General features: G+C 66.6%; 12 protein-coding genes and 1 pseudogene. 5 read left to right on the forward strand and 8 right to left on the reverse strand.

Annotation, left to right across the window (positions count from 1 at the left end):
* Nucleotides 1-225: 225 nt before the first annotated feature.
* The 8 genes and pseudogenes from KYK13_RS09450 to KYK13_RS09480 form a co-directional block, all read right to left on the reverse strand.
* Nucleotides 226-3423 (reverse strand): serine/threonine-protein kinase, encoded by a 3198-nt coding sequence (locus KYK13_RS09450; RefSeq protein ID WP_223643743.1) that lies wholly within the window; start codon nt 3421-3423, stop codon nt 226-228.
* A pseudogene (locus KYK13_RS39265) lies at nt 3420-3596 on the reverse strand (hypothetical protein); the annotation flags it as partial. The gene KYK13_RS09450 and the pseudogene KYK13_RS39265, both read right to left, overlap by 4 nt.
* A gap of 622 nt (nt 3597-4218) precedes the next feature.
* Nucleotides 4219-4977, reverse strand: coding sequence for a hypothetical protein (locus KYK13_RS09455; protein ID WP_223643744.1), 759 nt, complete (start codon nt 4975-4977; stop codon nt 4219-4221).
* 390 nt (nt 4978-5367) lie between these two features.
* On the reverse strand, nt 5368-5982 hold the full coding sequence (locus KYK13_RS09460) for a macro domain-containing protein (protein ID WP_223643745.1): 615 nt from the start codon (nt 5980-5982) through the stop codon (nt 5368-5370).
* Nucleotides 5983-5994: 12 nt separating this feature from the next.
* Nucleotides 5995-6195 (reverse strand): hypothetical protein, encoded by a 201-nt coding sequence (locus KYK13_RS09465; protein ID WP_223643746.1) that lies wholly within the window; start codon nt 6193-6195, stop codon nt 5995-5997.
* Nucleotides 6192-6410 carry a hypothetical protein gene (locus KYK13_RS09470; protein WP_223643747.1) on the reverse strand — a complete coding sequence of 73 codons (219 nt, stop codon included), beginning with the start codon at nt 6408-6410 and terminating at the stop codon, nt 6192-6194. The genes KYK13_RS09465 and KYK13_RS09470 overlap by 4 nt, the downstream gene beginning before the upstream one ends.
* Before the next feature lie 14 nt (nt 6411-6424).
* Nucleotides 6425-6694, reverse strand: coding sequence for a hypothetical protein (locus tag KYK13_RS09475; protein ID WP_223643748.1), 270 nt, complete (start codon nt 6692-6694; stop codon nt 6425-6427).
* A gap of 12 nt (nt 6695-6706) precedes the next feature.
* On the reverse strand, nt 6707-7090 hold the full coding sequence (locus KYK13_RS09480) for a hypothetical protein (protein WP_223643749.1): 384 nt from the start codon (nt 7088-7090) through the stop codon (nt 6707-6709).
* A 308-nt stretch (nt 7091-7398) separates the two neighbouring features.
* Here KYK13_RS09480 and KYK13_RS09485 point away from each other — a divergent pair, with 308 nt between their 5' ends.
* From KYK13_RS09485 to KYK13_RS09505, 5 genes are read left to right on the forward strand one after another with little or no spacing between them, the layout of a single operon-like run.
* Entirely contained in the window at nt 7399-7725 is a 327-nt protein-coding gene (locus KYK13_RS09485) for a hypothetical protein (RefSeq protein WP_223643750.1), read from the forward strand.
* A gap of 1 nt (nt 7726) precedes the next feature.
* The gene (locus KYK13_RS09490) at nt 7727-10528 is read left to right on the forward strand and encodes an AAA domain-containing protein (RefSeq protein WP_223643751.1); all 2802 of its coding nucleotides are present in this window, start codon (nt 7727-7729) and stop codon (nt 10526-10528) included.
* Nucleotides 10525-11952 (forward strand): hypothetical protein, encoded by a 1428-nt coding sequence (locus tag KYK13_RS09495; RefSeq protein ID WP_223643752.1) that lies wholly within the window; start codon nt 10525-10527, stop codon nt 11950-11952. Before KYK13_RS09490 ends, KYK13_RS09495 begins: the two co-directional genes overlap by 4 nt.
* Entirely contained in the window at nt 11949-13553 is a 1605-nt protein-coding gene (locus tag KYK13_RS09500; RefSeq protein ID WP_223643753.1) for a phosphatidylserine/phosphatidylglycerophosphate/cardiolipin synthase family protein, read from the forward strand. The genes KYK13_RS09495 and KYK13_RS09500 overlap by 4 nt, the downstream gene beginning before the upstream one ends.
* Nucleotides 13550-15343 carry a sigma 54-interacting transcriptional regulator gene (locus tag KYK13_RS09505; protein WP_223643754.1) on the forward strand — a complete coding sequence of 598 codons (1794 nt, stop codon included), beginning with the start codon at nt 13550-13552 and terminating at the stop codon, nt 15341-15343. Before KYK13_RS09500 ends, KYK13_RS09505 begins: the two co-directional genes overlap by 4 nt.

Genomic DNA, 15343 nt, shown 5'->3' on the forward strand with positions numbered 1-15343 from the left:
GACTCCGACTCCTCCCGTGCTAGGTAGCCGCTGCCGCCGCTCGCGCAGCGATATCACCCCTGTCGGATTCGAACCCGCTGATACTCACGCACATGAGTGGCGCGAGCCAGACAAGCTCGCGGCAATCCGGTGGGGGCTCTTGCGGCACTGCGTAGGCCGAGATCCGCTTGTCGTCGCCCGCTTCATGTCTGAGCCGGAGTGGGACACTGGATGGGCGCTTCTCTTCTAGCCAGAGGGAGGCGGCTGTGGCGCCGTCTTGGCTCGAGCGTCTGGGAACAACCTCCGCACGCTGGAGACGACCTCTTGGTGGAAGGAGATGACGAGCCCGAGCAGGGCAGGGATTGCTCCCACTAAGGCGAGTAGTGCCTTCATGTACTCGGGGAGTTCGGCCATCCAATCCTTTCTGATGACGAGCGTCGCCACGCCCTTCTGCGCCACCTGAAGCTCCAACTCGAAGTGGTTTCGCCCAACATCCCCGAATGTCACCGGCAATTCCAGACGCCGCCAATCGACGGGGATGGATTCCGGCCGGCCCGGCCCCTGGAGAATCATCAAGGTGTCGGCCTTACCCAGCCGGGCAAAGGTGCCCATGCTGGCCACGAGGTGCACAGGTTCGGTGTCGTCCGGTGTGGCGCACTCCCGGGAGAGGAACAGGGGCTCCTCCTGCCCGGGGATGGCTCGGCTCTGGTAGAAAATCTGGCCCTGACACTTCGAACTCTTCCACTTCACCTCACCCGGTTGTGATGAGAGGTAGTAGCCGCCAAAGAGCACAAGGCTCACGGTGGCCCCGAGCGAGATGATGCCAATCCTCCGGTTCAATCGTCTTTGGGCTTCCGGCGCGGTGGGCTCGAAGTTGTGGCGGACCCACATTGCGAGCAATGGGATGGTGAGCGCCAAGCGGCCATCCCGATAGTCGATGAGCCCCATGTGTCGCAGCCGGGCGAACGCTGCGTCGCACTGCTCGGGGGAATCCGAGAAGGAGTGTCGGAGCGCCGCGGGAGTCCTGGGGCGTTGGCTCGCCACCAGCTCCATCAGCTTGCGCTCAATCGGCCCGAGCCATGGCAGGAGGCTGCTGCGAAAGTCATCGCCCGTGTGGATAAGCTGTTGCGCCGCACGTTGTACGTCCGCGTACCCCACATGTACGGACTGGAGCATGTTCGCGGAGTCAGCCTGTCGCCGCGACCGCACGGCCGTGCCACACAGGCTACGGACGACGGAGACATTGCCGGCGGAGAGCCCCACGATGCGGGCGAGTGCCCAGGCGCTGAAGGTGACGTTGATCTGCCGTCCTAGCTCTGCACAGAGTTTGCGGATGTCGCCCGCTTCCAGCGGCCCTACACGCACCACTCGAGCCTGGTTGGCCAGGGGGTTGGCCCAACCGTCAATCACCGTGCTGGACAGCAGACTGCCAGCCAGACTCGTCACGACCACCGCGCAGTTCCCGGTGCGGGTTTGCTCGGCGAGCGACGCCCAGAACACTCGTGCATCCCTCCGTTCCTGTTCCGAGATCCCCGCCTCCGTGAAGGCTGCGATGCAGAAGTCTGCGTCATCGAGGACCAGGACGAGCCGCTCCGCCTTGCGTTGTGCCCGCCTGACGGCGTGGAGGAAGGCTTGTGAGAGCCGCTGATGGAGGTCCGCACCGGCCGCGGGTTCCTCCCGGGCCCTATTGGTCAATGCCTTCATCACGGCACCGGCGACGGTTTCGACCTTCCTGTCCACCAACTCGATGCAGCGCACCCGGACGAACCGGGTGTTGCTTAGTCCGTCGCGCACCATCTCCAGGAGCGATGTTTTCCCGGCGCCAGGCAGCCCCGTGAGAAGCACGAAGGGGTTGCCATGCTGTAGCAGGCGAGTCAGCTCATTCACCTGGGCGCTCATGCCGAACATCCGCGTGCGATCGACCGTGCGCTCGGTCCGGGAGAAGACGTCCGGCGGCGTGTGGAAGTCCGTCAAGCGGTCCAGCAGGAAGTCGTAGGGCGTGCTGTCCCGGAGCGCATCGACCAGTTCCCCCACGTGGACTGGCAGGACGATGGCTCCGAAGTTCTTCTGCAAATCGAAGATCCGGCTTCTAACCCCGCCACCCAGTTCGGTCGCGTCCACGATGGCGATGACGACCTTGCGCGCGACGGACTGGAGTACTGTGAGATGATGCTCGAGCGGGTCCACATAGCCGCTGAAGGCCTGCGTGGCGAGGCGGTGATCCTCTCCCGTCGCGAAGACCGCGAAGAAGGGCTGGGCGTCGCTCCGCGGGAAGTGTGCCCCTTCGAGCTTGATGACGTTGGGGGTCATCCACTGGAAGCCCGTGAACAACTTGTCGAAGAACAAGGCGATGGGCACCGCGTGTCCCGCTAGCTTCGGCGGAAGGCGCTCCGTCAGTCCGACCCATGGGCCCATCGCTGCCTCAATGGGCTGGGACTTCAGGAACGATTCCGTCCGCGGCGAGACGCTTTTCGTGTCCTTCGGTGCGAGCGCGACGAGGTTTGCCGAGTGGCCCTGTGGCTGGATCGATGGGGACGAAGCAGACGACAGCAGCGAGAGGGATTTCTCCAGGGGAAGGAACGCGTCACACAACTCGCGGGCGCTCTGGAATCGCTCATCGGGCTCGAATGCGAGCGCGCGTTGAAAGAACTCGAAGAGTTCCCGCGGCAGGGTAACGCCGATGAACCCCGCAGCCTGCGAGGCATCGTAAAGCTGCTTCAGGTAGTCCGAGGTGTTGTCCCCGAACGGTCTCCACCCCAGGCTCGCCTCGAAGAGGACGACGGCCAGCGACCAGATGTCGCTGCGGCGGTCTACTACCTCACCTCGAATCCGTTCGGGGGCCATGTACAGCGGCGTCCCGATGATCTCCTGCGTGATGGGAGCGGATTCCAAGGTGGCCTCATCATCACCCTGGACGAGTTTCGCCACCCCAAAGTCGAGCACCTTCACGGTCTCGATGGTGCCATTGGCCGCGAAGTAGATGTTCCCTGGCTTGATATCGCGGTGGATGACGCCTGTGTTGTGAAGTCGCTCAAGCGCGGACGCGATTCCCCTGGCCAGAGTGACGACCTCTGAGGCCGCCAGTCTTCGCGTACGGGAGAGTCGGGAGGCGAGGTCTTCGCCCACGAGCAATTCCATTACGAGATAGGGGATACCCTCCATCCAGCCGAAGTCGAGGAATCGGACGATGTGGGGATGGCTGATGTCGGCGAGGAGTTGGGCCTCGCGCTGGAACCGCAGGGAGTGCTTGTCGCGCTCCATGAACGGGCGCGTCTGCATGAACTTGATGGCCACGCCGCGCTTGTTGGCTTCATCGTAGGCGGCCCAGATCTCGCCCATGCCCCCACTGCCAAGGATATTGAGGAGTCGGTATTGGTCGGCGATGGTCAGCCCTTGGCGAAGCGATAGCATGTTGCGTGTCCCCAATTGCGAGACCCGCATCATGGCATATCCTTGCTCTCCTGGCGAAGCAGCCCATCCTCCACTGACACGCATGGCGCCAGCACCGTTCGCAACCTCTGACGGGCGCGGACAGGGCGCGTGCCAACGGTGGGTCGCGCGATTTGGAGTTGATAGGGGATCTCCTCGTGGGGCAGTCCCTCCAACTCATGCAGTTCGTACGCGCGGCGGTGGAATCCCCCCTTTCAGCCCACCGAGCGCCCTGTGGAACTGGGCGCGGGTGATGGACGCCCAGGTCGGCTCGAGGCCGGGCTCGGCAGCCATGCAGGACTTCTCGACCTGGGACTCAACCGGCTCCTCGCGCCGTGCCTGGACCCGCAGGCGTGATAGCGGTCCACGAACAGATTCTTGAGGATGGAAGGGAGCCAGACGCGGCAGTGCTCCTCGGTAGGGTGGGGCCACGGCCGTGCTGCGCAGGGCACGCTCGAAGGAGTCCTGGACCAGGTCCGCCTCGGCTCGCGGTTAAACGCTGCCGGGCTCTCTTCGGTAGGTCAAAGAGGGCTTCGGCCTGGAGGCTACGTGCCCGGGAGTCCAGTTGACCCTGTTGCACAAAGCAACCTTCGCGACATCGTCCGCTGGAGGTGCAGAGGACTTGTGGTCGCTCTGGGCCTGCGTCCACCACCACGTTCACGGTTGACGCCGACCCTCCTTGTGGGATTGTCACCGGCCGCGCTCTCGATGCCTACTGCTGACGGAGGATCACTGCATGCGGATACGGCCGACGCAGGATGATGTTGCCTCGTACTCCTTCGTTACTCTGGTCCTGATAATTGGTTGGGGCTATTTGTCTGCCGGCCGCGACGCACGAAGTTGGTGGAGATGAGCGCTCCAGAAATCGAGGAAGTAGACCCGGTCGAAGCTTGACTCTACTTCCAGGGCTGCAACGTCTTCGTGGTCGACAAATCCCGAGATTCCTTCGCCATCAGCAACCAACAGAAGCCATACCTGTGGGCAACTGCGGCGATACTCTGGAAGCTTCAGGGTCTTCTGTGCAACTACGCCATTGACGACATCAGCCCGTGCATCGAACCATCCTCCCTCGGAAGATGCCCACATCAAGGGAACATTGGGGAATCGGATGATGCGAATCGAATGAACCAAACGGCTGAGGTCTGCTGAACGCAGTTCGAGCCACGTCAGTTCAATGGATTCAACGTTGCCTGTGTCCGGTGGAATGTGTGCTTCAACGAGGTTGGCGAAGCGCAGTCCTAACGGCCTGCACTCAGCCCCCTTGTTGGGAGAGTTGAGCCAAAGAAAATGCACTTCAACGTTGGGCCGCCCTCGCCGCATATACTCAAGGCGGCCAGCCTCAACTGCCATCTCCCTCAGGACTTCCTGTTCGCGAAGTGGACCGTCGATAATCCGAGCAAGCTCAATTCCGAGAGCTCCCTGAGGGGTATCCACTCGGAAGTCAGCAGCAGGCGGAGGCACCTTCTGCACTTGTCCCATTGGGAAGTCAGCTAGCTTCTGCCGGAACATCTCGAAGTGCTTCCACTCAGTCTCGTCTTTGGCTGATGCATCTCGCTTGCGTGAGCTCAATTGAAGGAGCCTCCAATTGGGTGTTGCAGTCGGTGAGCTTGCTGCTAACTGGCCATGAGATGCGTCGTGATTCGCTGCGGATGGGTGCGGGATGCCTCAGGCGGATCCGCTTCCCGGCACGGGATGCGAGGGCGCCGCTGGTTTTCGCAAGGCCCGCGAAAAGCAAAAAGGCCCTGCCGGGTTAAGGCAGGGCCTTCTTTATTGCTCCGCATTCGTCGCTGTTCGCCAACCCGTTCGCGGCGCTCTCGGCGGGACGGGTTCGCTCCGCTCGCACCGTCCCGGAAATGCGAACGCCTGCGAATCTAGGTGGTTCGGCGACGCGAGCCGGGACCCTCTCGCCGATTCGCACTGTCCCGCGAGGAACGCGGGGTCCGTGCGTCGCGGCCCCGGTCACCGTGCCTCCCGTTCGAGGGGGAAGCCGTGCTTGGCGGCGCCGCCCTCAACGACGCGAGCGTCCTCCGGCCGGAGGACGACGAAGACGAGCTTTGCGAGGGCGTCGCGCTGCTCCGGCGACCTGGCCCGAAGGTGCTCGTGGACGGCGCCCATCATGGCGTCCACCGAAGCAACCGGCCCCAGGCCACCGGCGCCGGCTCCGAGGAGCGGCGTCGCCAGGATGAACTGCCCCGAGAGGTCGTTCTCGGTGGCGAGCGATGCGGCCGCATCGAGGAATGCGCGCACGCAGGAACCAATGCGGCGCGGGCCCGAGAGGACTCCGGTCTCCGGGTCTCGCTTCCGATAGTCGACTGCCGGCACATGCAGCACCCAGCGGAAGGCGGTGCTGGTGCCCGCTGACGTAACCAGGCAGTCGTCCGGCTCGAGCTCCGCGTCGAAGTCCTCCTCGAGCCGCTCGCGAAGCTCCTGCTGGAAGGCGGCACCGCCGCAGGCCTCGCGGAGCGCGCCCGAGACGCCGATTCCGAGGGCGACGCTCGGGTTGGAGGCGTTGACGACGGCATGCGCACCGATGGCTGGGTCGACGAGCGAGCCGGTGTAGACGCCGAGCTTCATTCGCCAACCCTACTACGCCCTTCCGCGCAGCATCGAAGTCGCGGCCTTCCCGACGACGACCAGGGTCCCGCCGCTCGCGACGATGAGACCCTCGGTTGCGATGGCGCAGGCCAACGCACCTCCGGTCGCGACGACCGCGATGCCGCCAGCGATGCCCAGGGCAAGCTTCTCGCCATCGGACCGCCGGTCCCACCAGCGCGCGAGGCTGCTCATCGCGCGCCTCCCTTCCCGGACTTCTCGCCAACGGCGCCCTCGACGGCGCCCCCGATAGACGCTCCGACCGCCGCACCGATGGGACCACCGAGGACCGAATCCACCACGCCCCCGATGGTGGCGCCGACGCCCGCCGAGATTCCGCGACGACGGTGCTCCTCGGGTACATGCTGCAGCGCCTCTTCCGCGTGCTTCGTCAGCTCGTTCTTCTGCATGTGCTCGTTCTCCTTCATCCGAAGATCGACCTGGCGACTCGGTACGCGCCGTACCCGACGCCGGCAGTGACGGCCGCGCCTGCCACGACCGGACCGCCGACGGCGGCGATGCCCACCGACAGCGCAGGCCCGCCGAGGCCGACCGAGCCCGCGAGCATCTGCGCCACCGCGTAGCCCCCGAGGTTCGCGGCGGGGCCCGACAGCGCCGCCGTCGCGCCAACGAGGCTCGCGCCCGTTCCGCCGCCCGCAACCAAACCCGCGATCTTTGCCTTGTGCTTGCTCATGGTGTCCTCCCCTCAGGCCGCAGCCCGTTCCTCGCCGAAGTACGCGTCCGCCGCCCAGCCGACCGCCTCCGTCAGCGCAGCAGCCGTCGATGCGTTGATCGCGTTGCCCCAGCCCGGCACCCATCCGACGAGCCACTGGCTGATGCCGCGCCCGACGTGCGTCGCGGTGAACGTCAGCAGAAGGTCGGCGGCGGCGGCCTTGGTGATCGCCGCACCATGCTCGTGGGCGATGGCGATGATCATCGTCGTCTGGAGGCCCGCGAGGACCGGCGCATCCGAGCCGGGGATCTGCGCGAGGCCCGCACCGACGGCGGCGGCGGCGGTAGCGGCGGTGTGAACGATGCCGTGGACCTTCTGGTTCGTCGTCAAAGCGGTGGTCTTGCTGTTCGTCGGCATGGCGGGTGACTCCTCTCGGGGGACTGCTCCATCGCAGCCGACGAGCCACTTCGCATGCTCCGTGCCGAGCGCCTGGTGTGCTGCAACCTGTTGATATTGCTGGCGGAACGCGAACGACTGCGGCTGCGATGCGCCGGTTTGTGCTGGTGCATCAGCAATTCTCCGCCTGGTTGCTCAATCGGCATGTTTTTGCCCACATATCAGCAGTAAAATGCCGACGTGACCTTCGCGAGCGCGCCAAGTGGCGGAATTTCGGCGATTTCGCTGGCTGGCACCGTCCTTGAGATGGGCGGCTGCGGAGGTTCGCCATGCTCGCCTACGAAACCGATCGTCGACCGACGCAGCACTACAAGGCCCGCGCTGCCGAACGCGCACTTCGCTCAGACGTCGAGGAGTTCCTGATGACGTGGGGGACCGAGATACGCGCCGCCGGCGCGACGCACATCACGCTGGTCCGGCGCGACCTGCCCGTCGACCTGCAGGACAGCGAGGAAGCGGTTCGAGCCGAAGGCTGGATCGTCGTCGCTGGCGACGACGGCTCCCTGGTCACCTGCTATCGGAGAAACGACGCGTGGCGGTTCGTTCGCCGCAAGAGCCATATGCGCCCGCGTCGGCGTTCCAGGAGGGCCGCCTGACATGCTCGTCCAACGCATCGCCCTGCTCGCCGAGCGCCTCGGCATCCCGTTGCCTCGCATCGCAGGCCAGACGCGCCTCGGGCTGTCCGGGACCATCCGGGTCACCCGACCGGTGCCGCTGATCTTCACGCAACGCGCGGATGAGCAGATCGCGGAGGTCGACCCTGGCCTCGCGCGCGCCGGTCTCATCGACGCCATGAGCGCCTCCCACGTCTGGACGTGGCTCGAGGTTCGCGGTGCCGAGGGGCGATGGCGTTGGCCGGAGCTGGGTGACGAGCCCGACGTGCTCGCTCGCTGCAGCGAGGGCGACCTCCCCTCGCAGGGCTTCTCGGTCCTCCTCTCGACGGCTCGCTGGTCGCTGCGCTGCGTACCGGCCCGCGACGGGAGCGGCCTCCTCGTTCTGGGCGTGCTCAAGCCTCGCCGTGCACCGTGCGCCAGGCTGTTGGTCGCGTCCTTCGGCGACGGCGCCGACGCCAGTTTCGACACGAAGGGCATGTGCACATTGGTCGCGTCCCAGACGCGGGTGCGCGTACGCGTCGATCAGCGAGAGGTCGAGCGTCAGGCGAACGACGACCGCGACTTCATCACCGGCGTGCGTCGATACCTCGAGGCGCTCCGAAACCATGCCGTCTCCTCGACGCCGCGTGCGAAGTACAAGCTCGTCGAACGCGCTCCGGTTCGACTCCGCACGCTCGACGCTGATGCGTGGCCCCGAGCGTTCACGCGGCCCGGGACGCTGCTTCAGATCCTCACGGGACCCGACCAGGTTCGCACGCTGCCGATCCTCGACGTCTCCGACGACGGCGACGTCCTCACGATGGACGGTGACGACGAGCGCGGCGAGCTGCTCGAGCAGGGAGAGCTGAAGGTTCGGCCCGGTGATGACTCCCTCCGGCGCATGCGCGAGGCACTCGACATGATCGCGATGGGTACCGACGAGGCGCATGGGCGTCTTCTCGCTGCTCTGACCCACCCCGAGTCGCTGCAAGACCTGCCTCGCTCCGAGAACGCGCCCGCCGACGAACAGACTGCTCGTCAGCAGCAGGCGAAGGACCTGGCTCTGAACACGCCGGAGATCGCGCTCATCCACGGCCCGCCCGGCACGGGGAAGACGACCGTCATCTGCGGCATCGTCGAGGAACTCGTGAAGCGTGGCCAGCGCGTTCTCCTTGTCGCGCCGACGCACGTCGCGCTCGACAACGTTCTCGAGCGCGTTGGAGATCGATCCGGCGTCACGGCGATTCGCCTTGGCTCACCGGACAACGTCGAGGAGCAGGCCCATCGGTTCCTCCTCCAGCACCGGAGCCGAGATCTGACCCGCCATCTCGCGAAGGACCTCCGTGCGGCCACCACTGAGGCGCCGTCGGATGATCCTGTCGTGGCCGTTCAACGTGAGTGGGCTGGGCGCATCGCCAATGACGAGGAGGCCGGCACGCTGCTCCTCCTCAACGCGAACCTCGTGTGCGCGACGCCCATCGGCATCGCGATGGCGCGCGAGTTCCGTGAGGTCGAGGTCGTCTTCGACGTGATGATTCTGGATGAGGCCAGCAAGGCGACCATCACCGACTTCCTCGTGCCCGCCGCGCGCGCGCGGAAGTGGATCTTGGTCGGGGACCATCGGCAGCTCGCGCCGTACGTCGACCTTGGCGAGTTGGAGGCGGTCGTCTCGGAGCGGGTAAAGCGCGCCGGTGTCGAGGAGCCTGATGCGAGTTGGGTGCGCGAACTCAGCACGCGGCTCCGGCAGCACTTCGACAACCGCATGCACCCAGAACCGAAGCGGGTCGCGGACGCATGGCGTGACCTCGTCGACGAGCTGACCCACCGGTTCGAGATCGACGACCCGACGTTCGACGAGCTCGTGGCGCTAGGAGCCGACCCCGACAAGTGGCGCGAGGCCTCTCGCGCGGCATCCCGCTCCAGCGGCGATGCGGGGGCGACGAAACGAGCGATGGTACTTCGTCTCGGCGCCGAGCTCCTCGAACTGCAGGCGCTCGCGCTCCCGAGCGTGTTCGAGCACCTCACGCGCCTCCCTGAGAGCCGGGCCGTGCGCTTGAACTTCCAGCACCGAATGGCGCCGGCCCTGGCATCGTTCTCGTCGGAGCTGGTGTACGGCGGCGACTATCCTTCGGCGCCGGAGACCGCGAAGCTCGGTCTCGACATCCCGAGCCTCGAAGCTCCAGCCATCTGGATCGACACTGCGTATGCGCCCGCCGCGCGCCGCTACGAGCACCCTCGAGACCGAGACTGGTCGGGCGGCGACTACATCAACCCCCTCGAGGTCGACGTCGCAGAGGAGCTTGTGGAGGCCTGCGCGACGTGGGCCGTCCAGAGCTGGCGCGGCGATCCTCGCGAGCGCGGTCGCGGCGCCGACGCACCGTTCGAGATCGGCGTTACGTCCTTCTATCTGAAGCAGGCGCTCCAACTGCGCGATGCCATCTTTCGTAGGCTCGCGAGCGGCACCGACCCGTGGCGCCGGCGATGGAAGAGCCCTGCTGCGAACGGCGCCCCCATCGACATCCACGTGAGCATCGTCGACAGGTTCCAGGGGCGAGAGAAGGATCTCATCATCCTCTGCACGACGCGCAGCAACCCGAAGGGCCGTCGGGGGCACGTTGACAATCTCAACCGCCTGAACGTCGCGGTCACTCGCGCTCGGCACAAGCGCATCGTCATCGGCGACTCGACGACGCTCGCAGGGCAAGGCGACGGTCGCCGCAGGCGGCCCGGGGACCTGCTGGTCCGGCTGTACGAGACCAGCGAGCAAAAGAAGAAGTGGGGACGCGCGCTGGGAGGTCGATCGTGAAGGCGCCCGAGCTGAAGACCATCGCCGCCTCGCTCGGGGACGCAGGTGCGCCGGGACTGCCGACCGTCGTGCTCACGCGTGAGGTGCCGCTCTTCGAGGTCGAGTTCGCGGCGCTTGAGTTCGCTGAGGAAGCGAAGCTTCCGTCGAGCAACTGGGCTGCGCTCGCGTTGGCCCGCGCCCTCGGCGAGCTGTCGCCGGCTGATGTAGATGCGTACCTCGGGCTCGGCGAGGCTGTGTCCGAGGGGCTCGTGCGCCGCCTGCTCGACGAAGGGCTGATCGAAGAACGCGCCGACGAGCACGTACAGGCGGCGAAGCCCGCGGAGGACTCCGGCATCGGTGGCTTCTTCCGTCGCCTCTTCGGCGGTTCGACGGCGCATCCCGTCGAAGCCGTCGCGCCGCCAAGCCGCGTGCAAACGGCTGCGCGCAAGCTACGCGAGTCTCGCGCATCCAGTACCCCGGTGTGCCGACTCAGCACCGGTGGCGCGCAGGCGCTTGAGCGAGGCGCAGTTGCACAGCGTCGCGTGCGGCCCGCACGCCTGCTCTTCCTGGCCGAGCCGCTCCTCTTCCTGGGCGTGGTCGATGAGAAGCGCCAGCGACACACGCAGCATCGGCGGCCGAACGCGCTCGAGCCCGAGCGCGTTCCCGGCGCGTTCCAGGTGCTCGACGCGACGTTCGCGCTGCCCCCGAGCGAGCGGCTCGGAGCCTGCGGCATCGAGGCGAACATACGCGGGTTCTCGGGTCAGTTCGTCGGCATCGTGCCCGGCGCTCAGTGGGAGGTCCGGCAGATGGAGCGCCGGAGCAACAAGGGGCGCGAGGCGCAGATGGCGCTGTTGGTCCTTGCTGCGTTCCCCTCGTCCGACGCGGACGGGCTCACTTGGCGTGCGTACTTGCGCCAGCAGGATCAAACGCAGGACTGCCCGCACATCGACGCCGCCTGCTTCCTTCACGAGGACCTGCGCTCGCTCACGTCGCTCCTGAGCGTCATCGAGGGCGATGGAGCGCTTCCGACTCAAGCAGGGCTTCGTGGCGACGGCGCCTTCGATCTCCGCTGCGATGAGACTCTCTTGCCGAGCCTGCTCGGCGAAGCGGACCGCCCCGCCGACACGTTCCTTCCGGCGCTGGCCCCAGGCTGGTGGGTCGGCGTTCGCGCGCACGCATCGCCCACCGACATCCATGCGGGGCGCGCAGCCTTCTACGACTTCCTTCGTCGACGCGACGCCAACCTCCGACGCGACTTCGATGGCACCTGCGCGGAGGTCGCGACGAACCTGATCTCGTACTGGGGCGAGAACCCCGGACTTCCCTCGGCCGACGAGGCCGCGATCAACCTGTGGGTGAGAGCCGAGCTCCGCGCTGCTCTCTGCATGCGTCGACGCCATCGCGACCTTGTTGCCCCGTATGAGCCCATGGAGCCTGCCCGATGAACGACGAGATGACGGCCCAGCGGGAGACGCCCGCGAGCGCGAGCGACGCGACGAGGGTTTACCTCGGCGAGCAGCGTGTGAAGGGCGTGGTCTTCGTTCCTGCGCCCGCTGCGCAACCGGCTCCGCATCGCCTCCACGACACGCGGCGTCGAGACGTCCTCCACGTTTCGACCGACGACCTGACCCGAACGGCGCACATCCGGCGAGCGCTGGTGGAGCAGATCGCCGAGGCGAAGCAGAAGGTCCTGTTCTGCAGCTTCCTCTTTGTCGACGAGGAGATCGTGCGCGCGCTTTGCGAGGCTGCGGAGCGCCTTCACGGCGGTGTCTACGTTCTCACCGCGCTCGGGAAGCACCTGCGCGCAGAGGTGCTCGAGCCGAACTCCGACGTCGATGCCAACACAGCCAAACTCCAAGACCGCGCGAAGCGTCACGAGGACCATCTGCAGCGCCTCGCACACGCGGGCGTGTGGCTGCGGAGCGCCGAGGACTGCCATGCGAAGTTCTGCGTGGTCGACGATGCATGCGCGATCGTCACCTCTGCCAACGCGACGCAGGAGGCCTACGAGTCGAACCCCGAGGACGGACTTATAGTCCTCGATTCACAGGCCGCTCGGGAACTCGGGCGCCTCTTCGCGCACGTCTGGCAGTACCTCTCGACGCTCGAATCAACGCCCGGCGCTAGGCTCGACGTTCGCTCGCTCACCAGCGCGCGCGCACTCGAGTGGCGGGCGCTGGCAGGCGCCGACGCACTACGACCGGTAACGACCCTCCGCAGCCAGGAGGCGTCGCTTCGCGATGCGGCCATCGAGGTCATCGATCGCGCCAAGGATCATCTCGCCATCGCGACGTACAGCTTCATGGGAGTGGAGGAGCATCCAATTGGGGCTGCTCTGGCGCGAGCACTGGCGAGGAATGTTCGGCTCGACCTGCTCGTCCAGCCTCGGAACCACATCGATGCGCAGAGAGCGTCCCTGGCGTGGCTGGTCGGGCTCGCACCGGAGCGGGTGCGGCTCTACGGGCATCGCCGCACGCACACCAAATCGATCGTCGCGGACGGCCAGGCTGCGCTCTTGTGGACGGGAAATCTCGAGGCCCGGCACGGTTGGGACAACGGCATCGAGGTCGGCGTACTCGTCGAGGACGCCGGCGTCGCGTCGGCGGTGGTGGGCTGGACGGGAGACGTCATGCGGCGGGCGACGCACTTCGCCTTGAACACGCCCACGGTGCGCGAGCTCGTGGACGCAGGCCAGCCGCCTGCCCTGGCCGGCGAGTGGACCGTGAAGCTGCCCGCCGGTGCGCAGAAAGCCGCTGCCGCGCAGGTGCTCTCCCGGAACCCTGTCGAACTGCTCGAAGTGCAGGGCGCCCTCGTACTGAGGTGCGGAGACGAGATGCTCTTCGACATCCGCGTCGACGAGGCGAGCCGACGGATCGACGTTGTGCGGACCCGGCGCGTCGAGGGGCTCATGGGGAGCCGGAGCAAGGGATGGCTCGCGACCACCGTGCTTCACGTGGTCGCTGCGCCGCCACCACCGCCCTCGCAAGGCCGACCGCCACAGCAACAACCGCAACAACGTAGAAGATCGAAAGGACGGCGCCGATGACGACGATCGGTGTGTCGTGGGTGTCGTTCAACAACGACCCCTACGAGCGAGAGAAGGACGGCAGGTACCGCGAGCGGGACGGCGAGAAGACCCGGGGCCCGACGCTCGAGTTCCTCTTCAACGCCGCATCGCCTGTCGCCGGCCGCGTCAAGAAGCACTACCTGCTCGTGCGTCGTCCTCGGAGTCCCGAGCCAGGCGAACGGCGTGTGGATCCTCGGGAGTCCGACGTCGTCGAGGCGTTGGTCACCGAGCTCGAGCAGCAGAAGGGGGCACCGGAGGTGAGCATCGTGTGGTGGGACACGGACGCTCCACCCACCGACCATCGAGAGCTGTTCGTGTTCACCGCAAGGGCCCTCGCCGACATCCGGCGAGAGAACCCGCGAGCGGACCTGGTCGTGAACCTGAGCCCTGGCACGCCGGCTGCGCAGACGGTGATGCTCCTCGCCCTGCAGGCGCGGCTCGCTGGTGACAACGTGCGGGCCTTCCAAGGAACCCCTCGTGACAAGCGTCGCGACCCAAACGATGTAGTCCGCGAGGTCCCATGGAACCTGCTCGCCGAACTGGCGGCGACGCCCACGGAGATCAACGACGCGAGCACGCGACCCGCTGCGTGGAGTCTCGAGCACGCGCGTTCACCTCGCCTCCGCGAGGTAGCTGCGCTCGTGAGCCAGTACGGAGGCGTCCCCTTCCCGGTGCTCATCATCGGCGCGCGAGGGACCGGCAAGACCGAGGTCGCCGAGCGGCTTCGCAGGGGGTTCCGCGAGTCGCTCGTGCAGTCTCCATCCGAGTCCGAGTGGCACTTCAAGCTCAACTGCGCGGAGTTCCGCGGTGACGCGAACATGCTGAGGAGCGCGCTGTTCGGGCACGTGAAGGGCGTCCACAGTCAGGCGTTCAAGGATGAAGCTGGCCTCTTCGAGAAGGCGGCCGATGACTGTGTGTTTCTCGACGAGATCCACTGGATGGACCCGCAGGCGCAGGGACTGCTCCTCGTCGCGCTCCAGCGCAACGGGAGTTTCCGTCGACTCGGCGGCGAAGAGCCGATCCCGGCGAAGTTCCGGTTGGTCGCCGCGACAAACCAACCGCGCAACGTCCTGCGCGAAAAGCTGACCCCCGACTTCCTCGATCGCATCTCGGACCTGGTGATCGAGTTGCCGGAGCTTCGCGACTGCCGCGAGGACCTCGGGGACATCTGGAAGTCCGTGGTGCGGCGCGCGTGTGAGGAACTTGTGCAGCGCGACCCAGCGCGCGCGATCGGCCGAGGGACTGGCGCAGCGCGCGTCGACGATCTCGTCGCGGAGTTCCAGCCCCACCACGCTCGCATCGAGCGGGCCATCAGCGCCATGCGGCTCGCAGGCAACTTCCGCGATCTCGAGAAGCTTGCTCGGCGTCTGCTCGTCGGCGGGCTCGCGCGAGGCCGCTTCCTCTCGTTGAAGGAGGAACTCGTGCGCACTGAGCTCGAGCGCCTCCGCAAGGACGAGCGCGCGGACGCGGAGCAGGGGGCCGGCCCTGCGACCACGCTCGTCGACGAACTGCCCACGGTCGCCCGCTGCGAGGACTATCTCCGCGAGGTGCGCGACGCCGGAACAGTTCTCCCTGGACCGGCGGCCGTCGATGAGTGGGAGCGACGGCTGCTTGTGGCGGCTCACGCGGTCGGCGGCAGCGGCGCCAAGGCAGCCGCGCTGCTTGGCATGAACGCCCGCACCTACAACGCGAAGATGGAGAAGTGGGCCGTTGCTTCGACGCACGTGAACGGCGGGAAGCGCCGTCGCTCGGCCTCGGACTTCGAATAG

Source organism: Corallococcus sp. EGB, assembly GCF_019968905.1.
GTDB lineage: Bacteria > Myxococcota > Myxococcia > Myxococcales > Myxococcaceae > Corallococcus.

Excerpts from the sequence above, each read along its gene's own strand:
- KYK13_RS09450 (WP_223643743.1), bottom strand. The coding sequence starts at position 3,423 with ATGATGCGGGTCTCGCAATTGGGGACACGCAACATGCTATCGCTTCGC.
- KYK13_RS09475 (WP_223643748.1), bottom strand. The coding sequence starts at position 6,694 with ATGAGCAAGCACAAGGCAAAGATCGCGGGTTTGGTTGCGGGCGGCGGA.
- KYK13_RS09490 (WP_223643751.1), top strand. The coding sequence starts at position 7,727 with ATGCTCGTCCAACGCATCGCCCTGCTCGCCGAGCGCCTCGGCATCCCG.
- KYK13_RS09485 (WP_223643750.1), top strand. The coding sequence starts at position 7,399 with ATGCTCGCCTACGAAACCGATCGTCGACCGACGCAGCACTACAAGGCC.
- KYK13_RS09500 (WP_223643753.1), top strand. The coding sequence starts at position 11,949 with ATGAACGACGAGATGACGGCCCAGCGGGAGACGCCCGCGAGCGCGAGC.
- KYK13_RS09480 (WP_223643749.1), bottom strand. The coding sequence starts at position 7,090 with ATGCCGACGAACAGCAAGACCACCGCTTTGACGACGAACCAGAAGGTC.
- KYK13_RS09470 (WP_223643747.1), bottom strand. The coding sequence starts at position 6,410 with ATGCAGAAGAACGAGCTGACGAAGCACGCGGAAGAGGCGCTGCAGCAT.
- KYK13_RS09465 (WP_223643746.1), bottom strand. The coding sequence starts at position 6,195 with ATGAGCAGCCTCGCGCGCTGGTGGGACCGGCGGTCCGATGGCGAGAAG.
- KYK13_RS09505 (WP_223643754.1), top strand. The coding sequence starts at position 13,550 with ATGACGACGATCGGTGTGTCGTGGGTGTCGTTCAACAACGACCCCTAC.
- KYK13_RS09460 (WP_223643745.1), bottom strand. The coding sequence starts at position 5,982 with ATGAAGCTCGGCGTCTACACCGGCTCGCTCGTCGACCCAGCCATCGGT.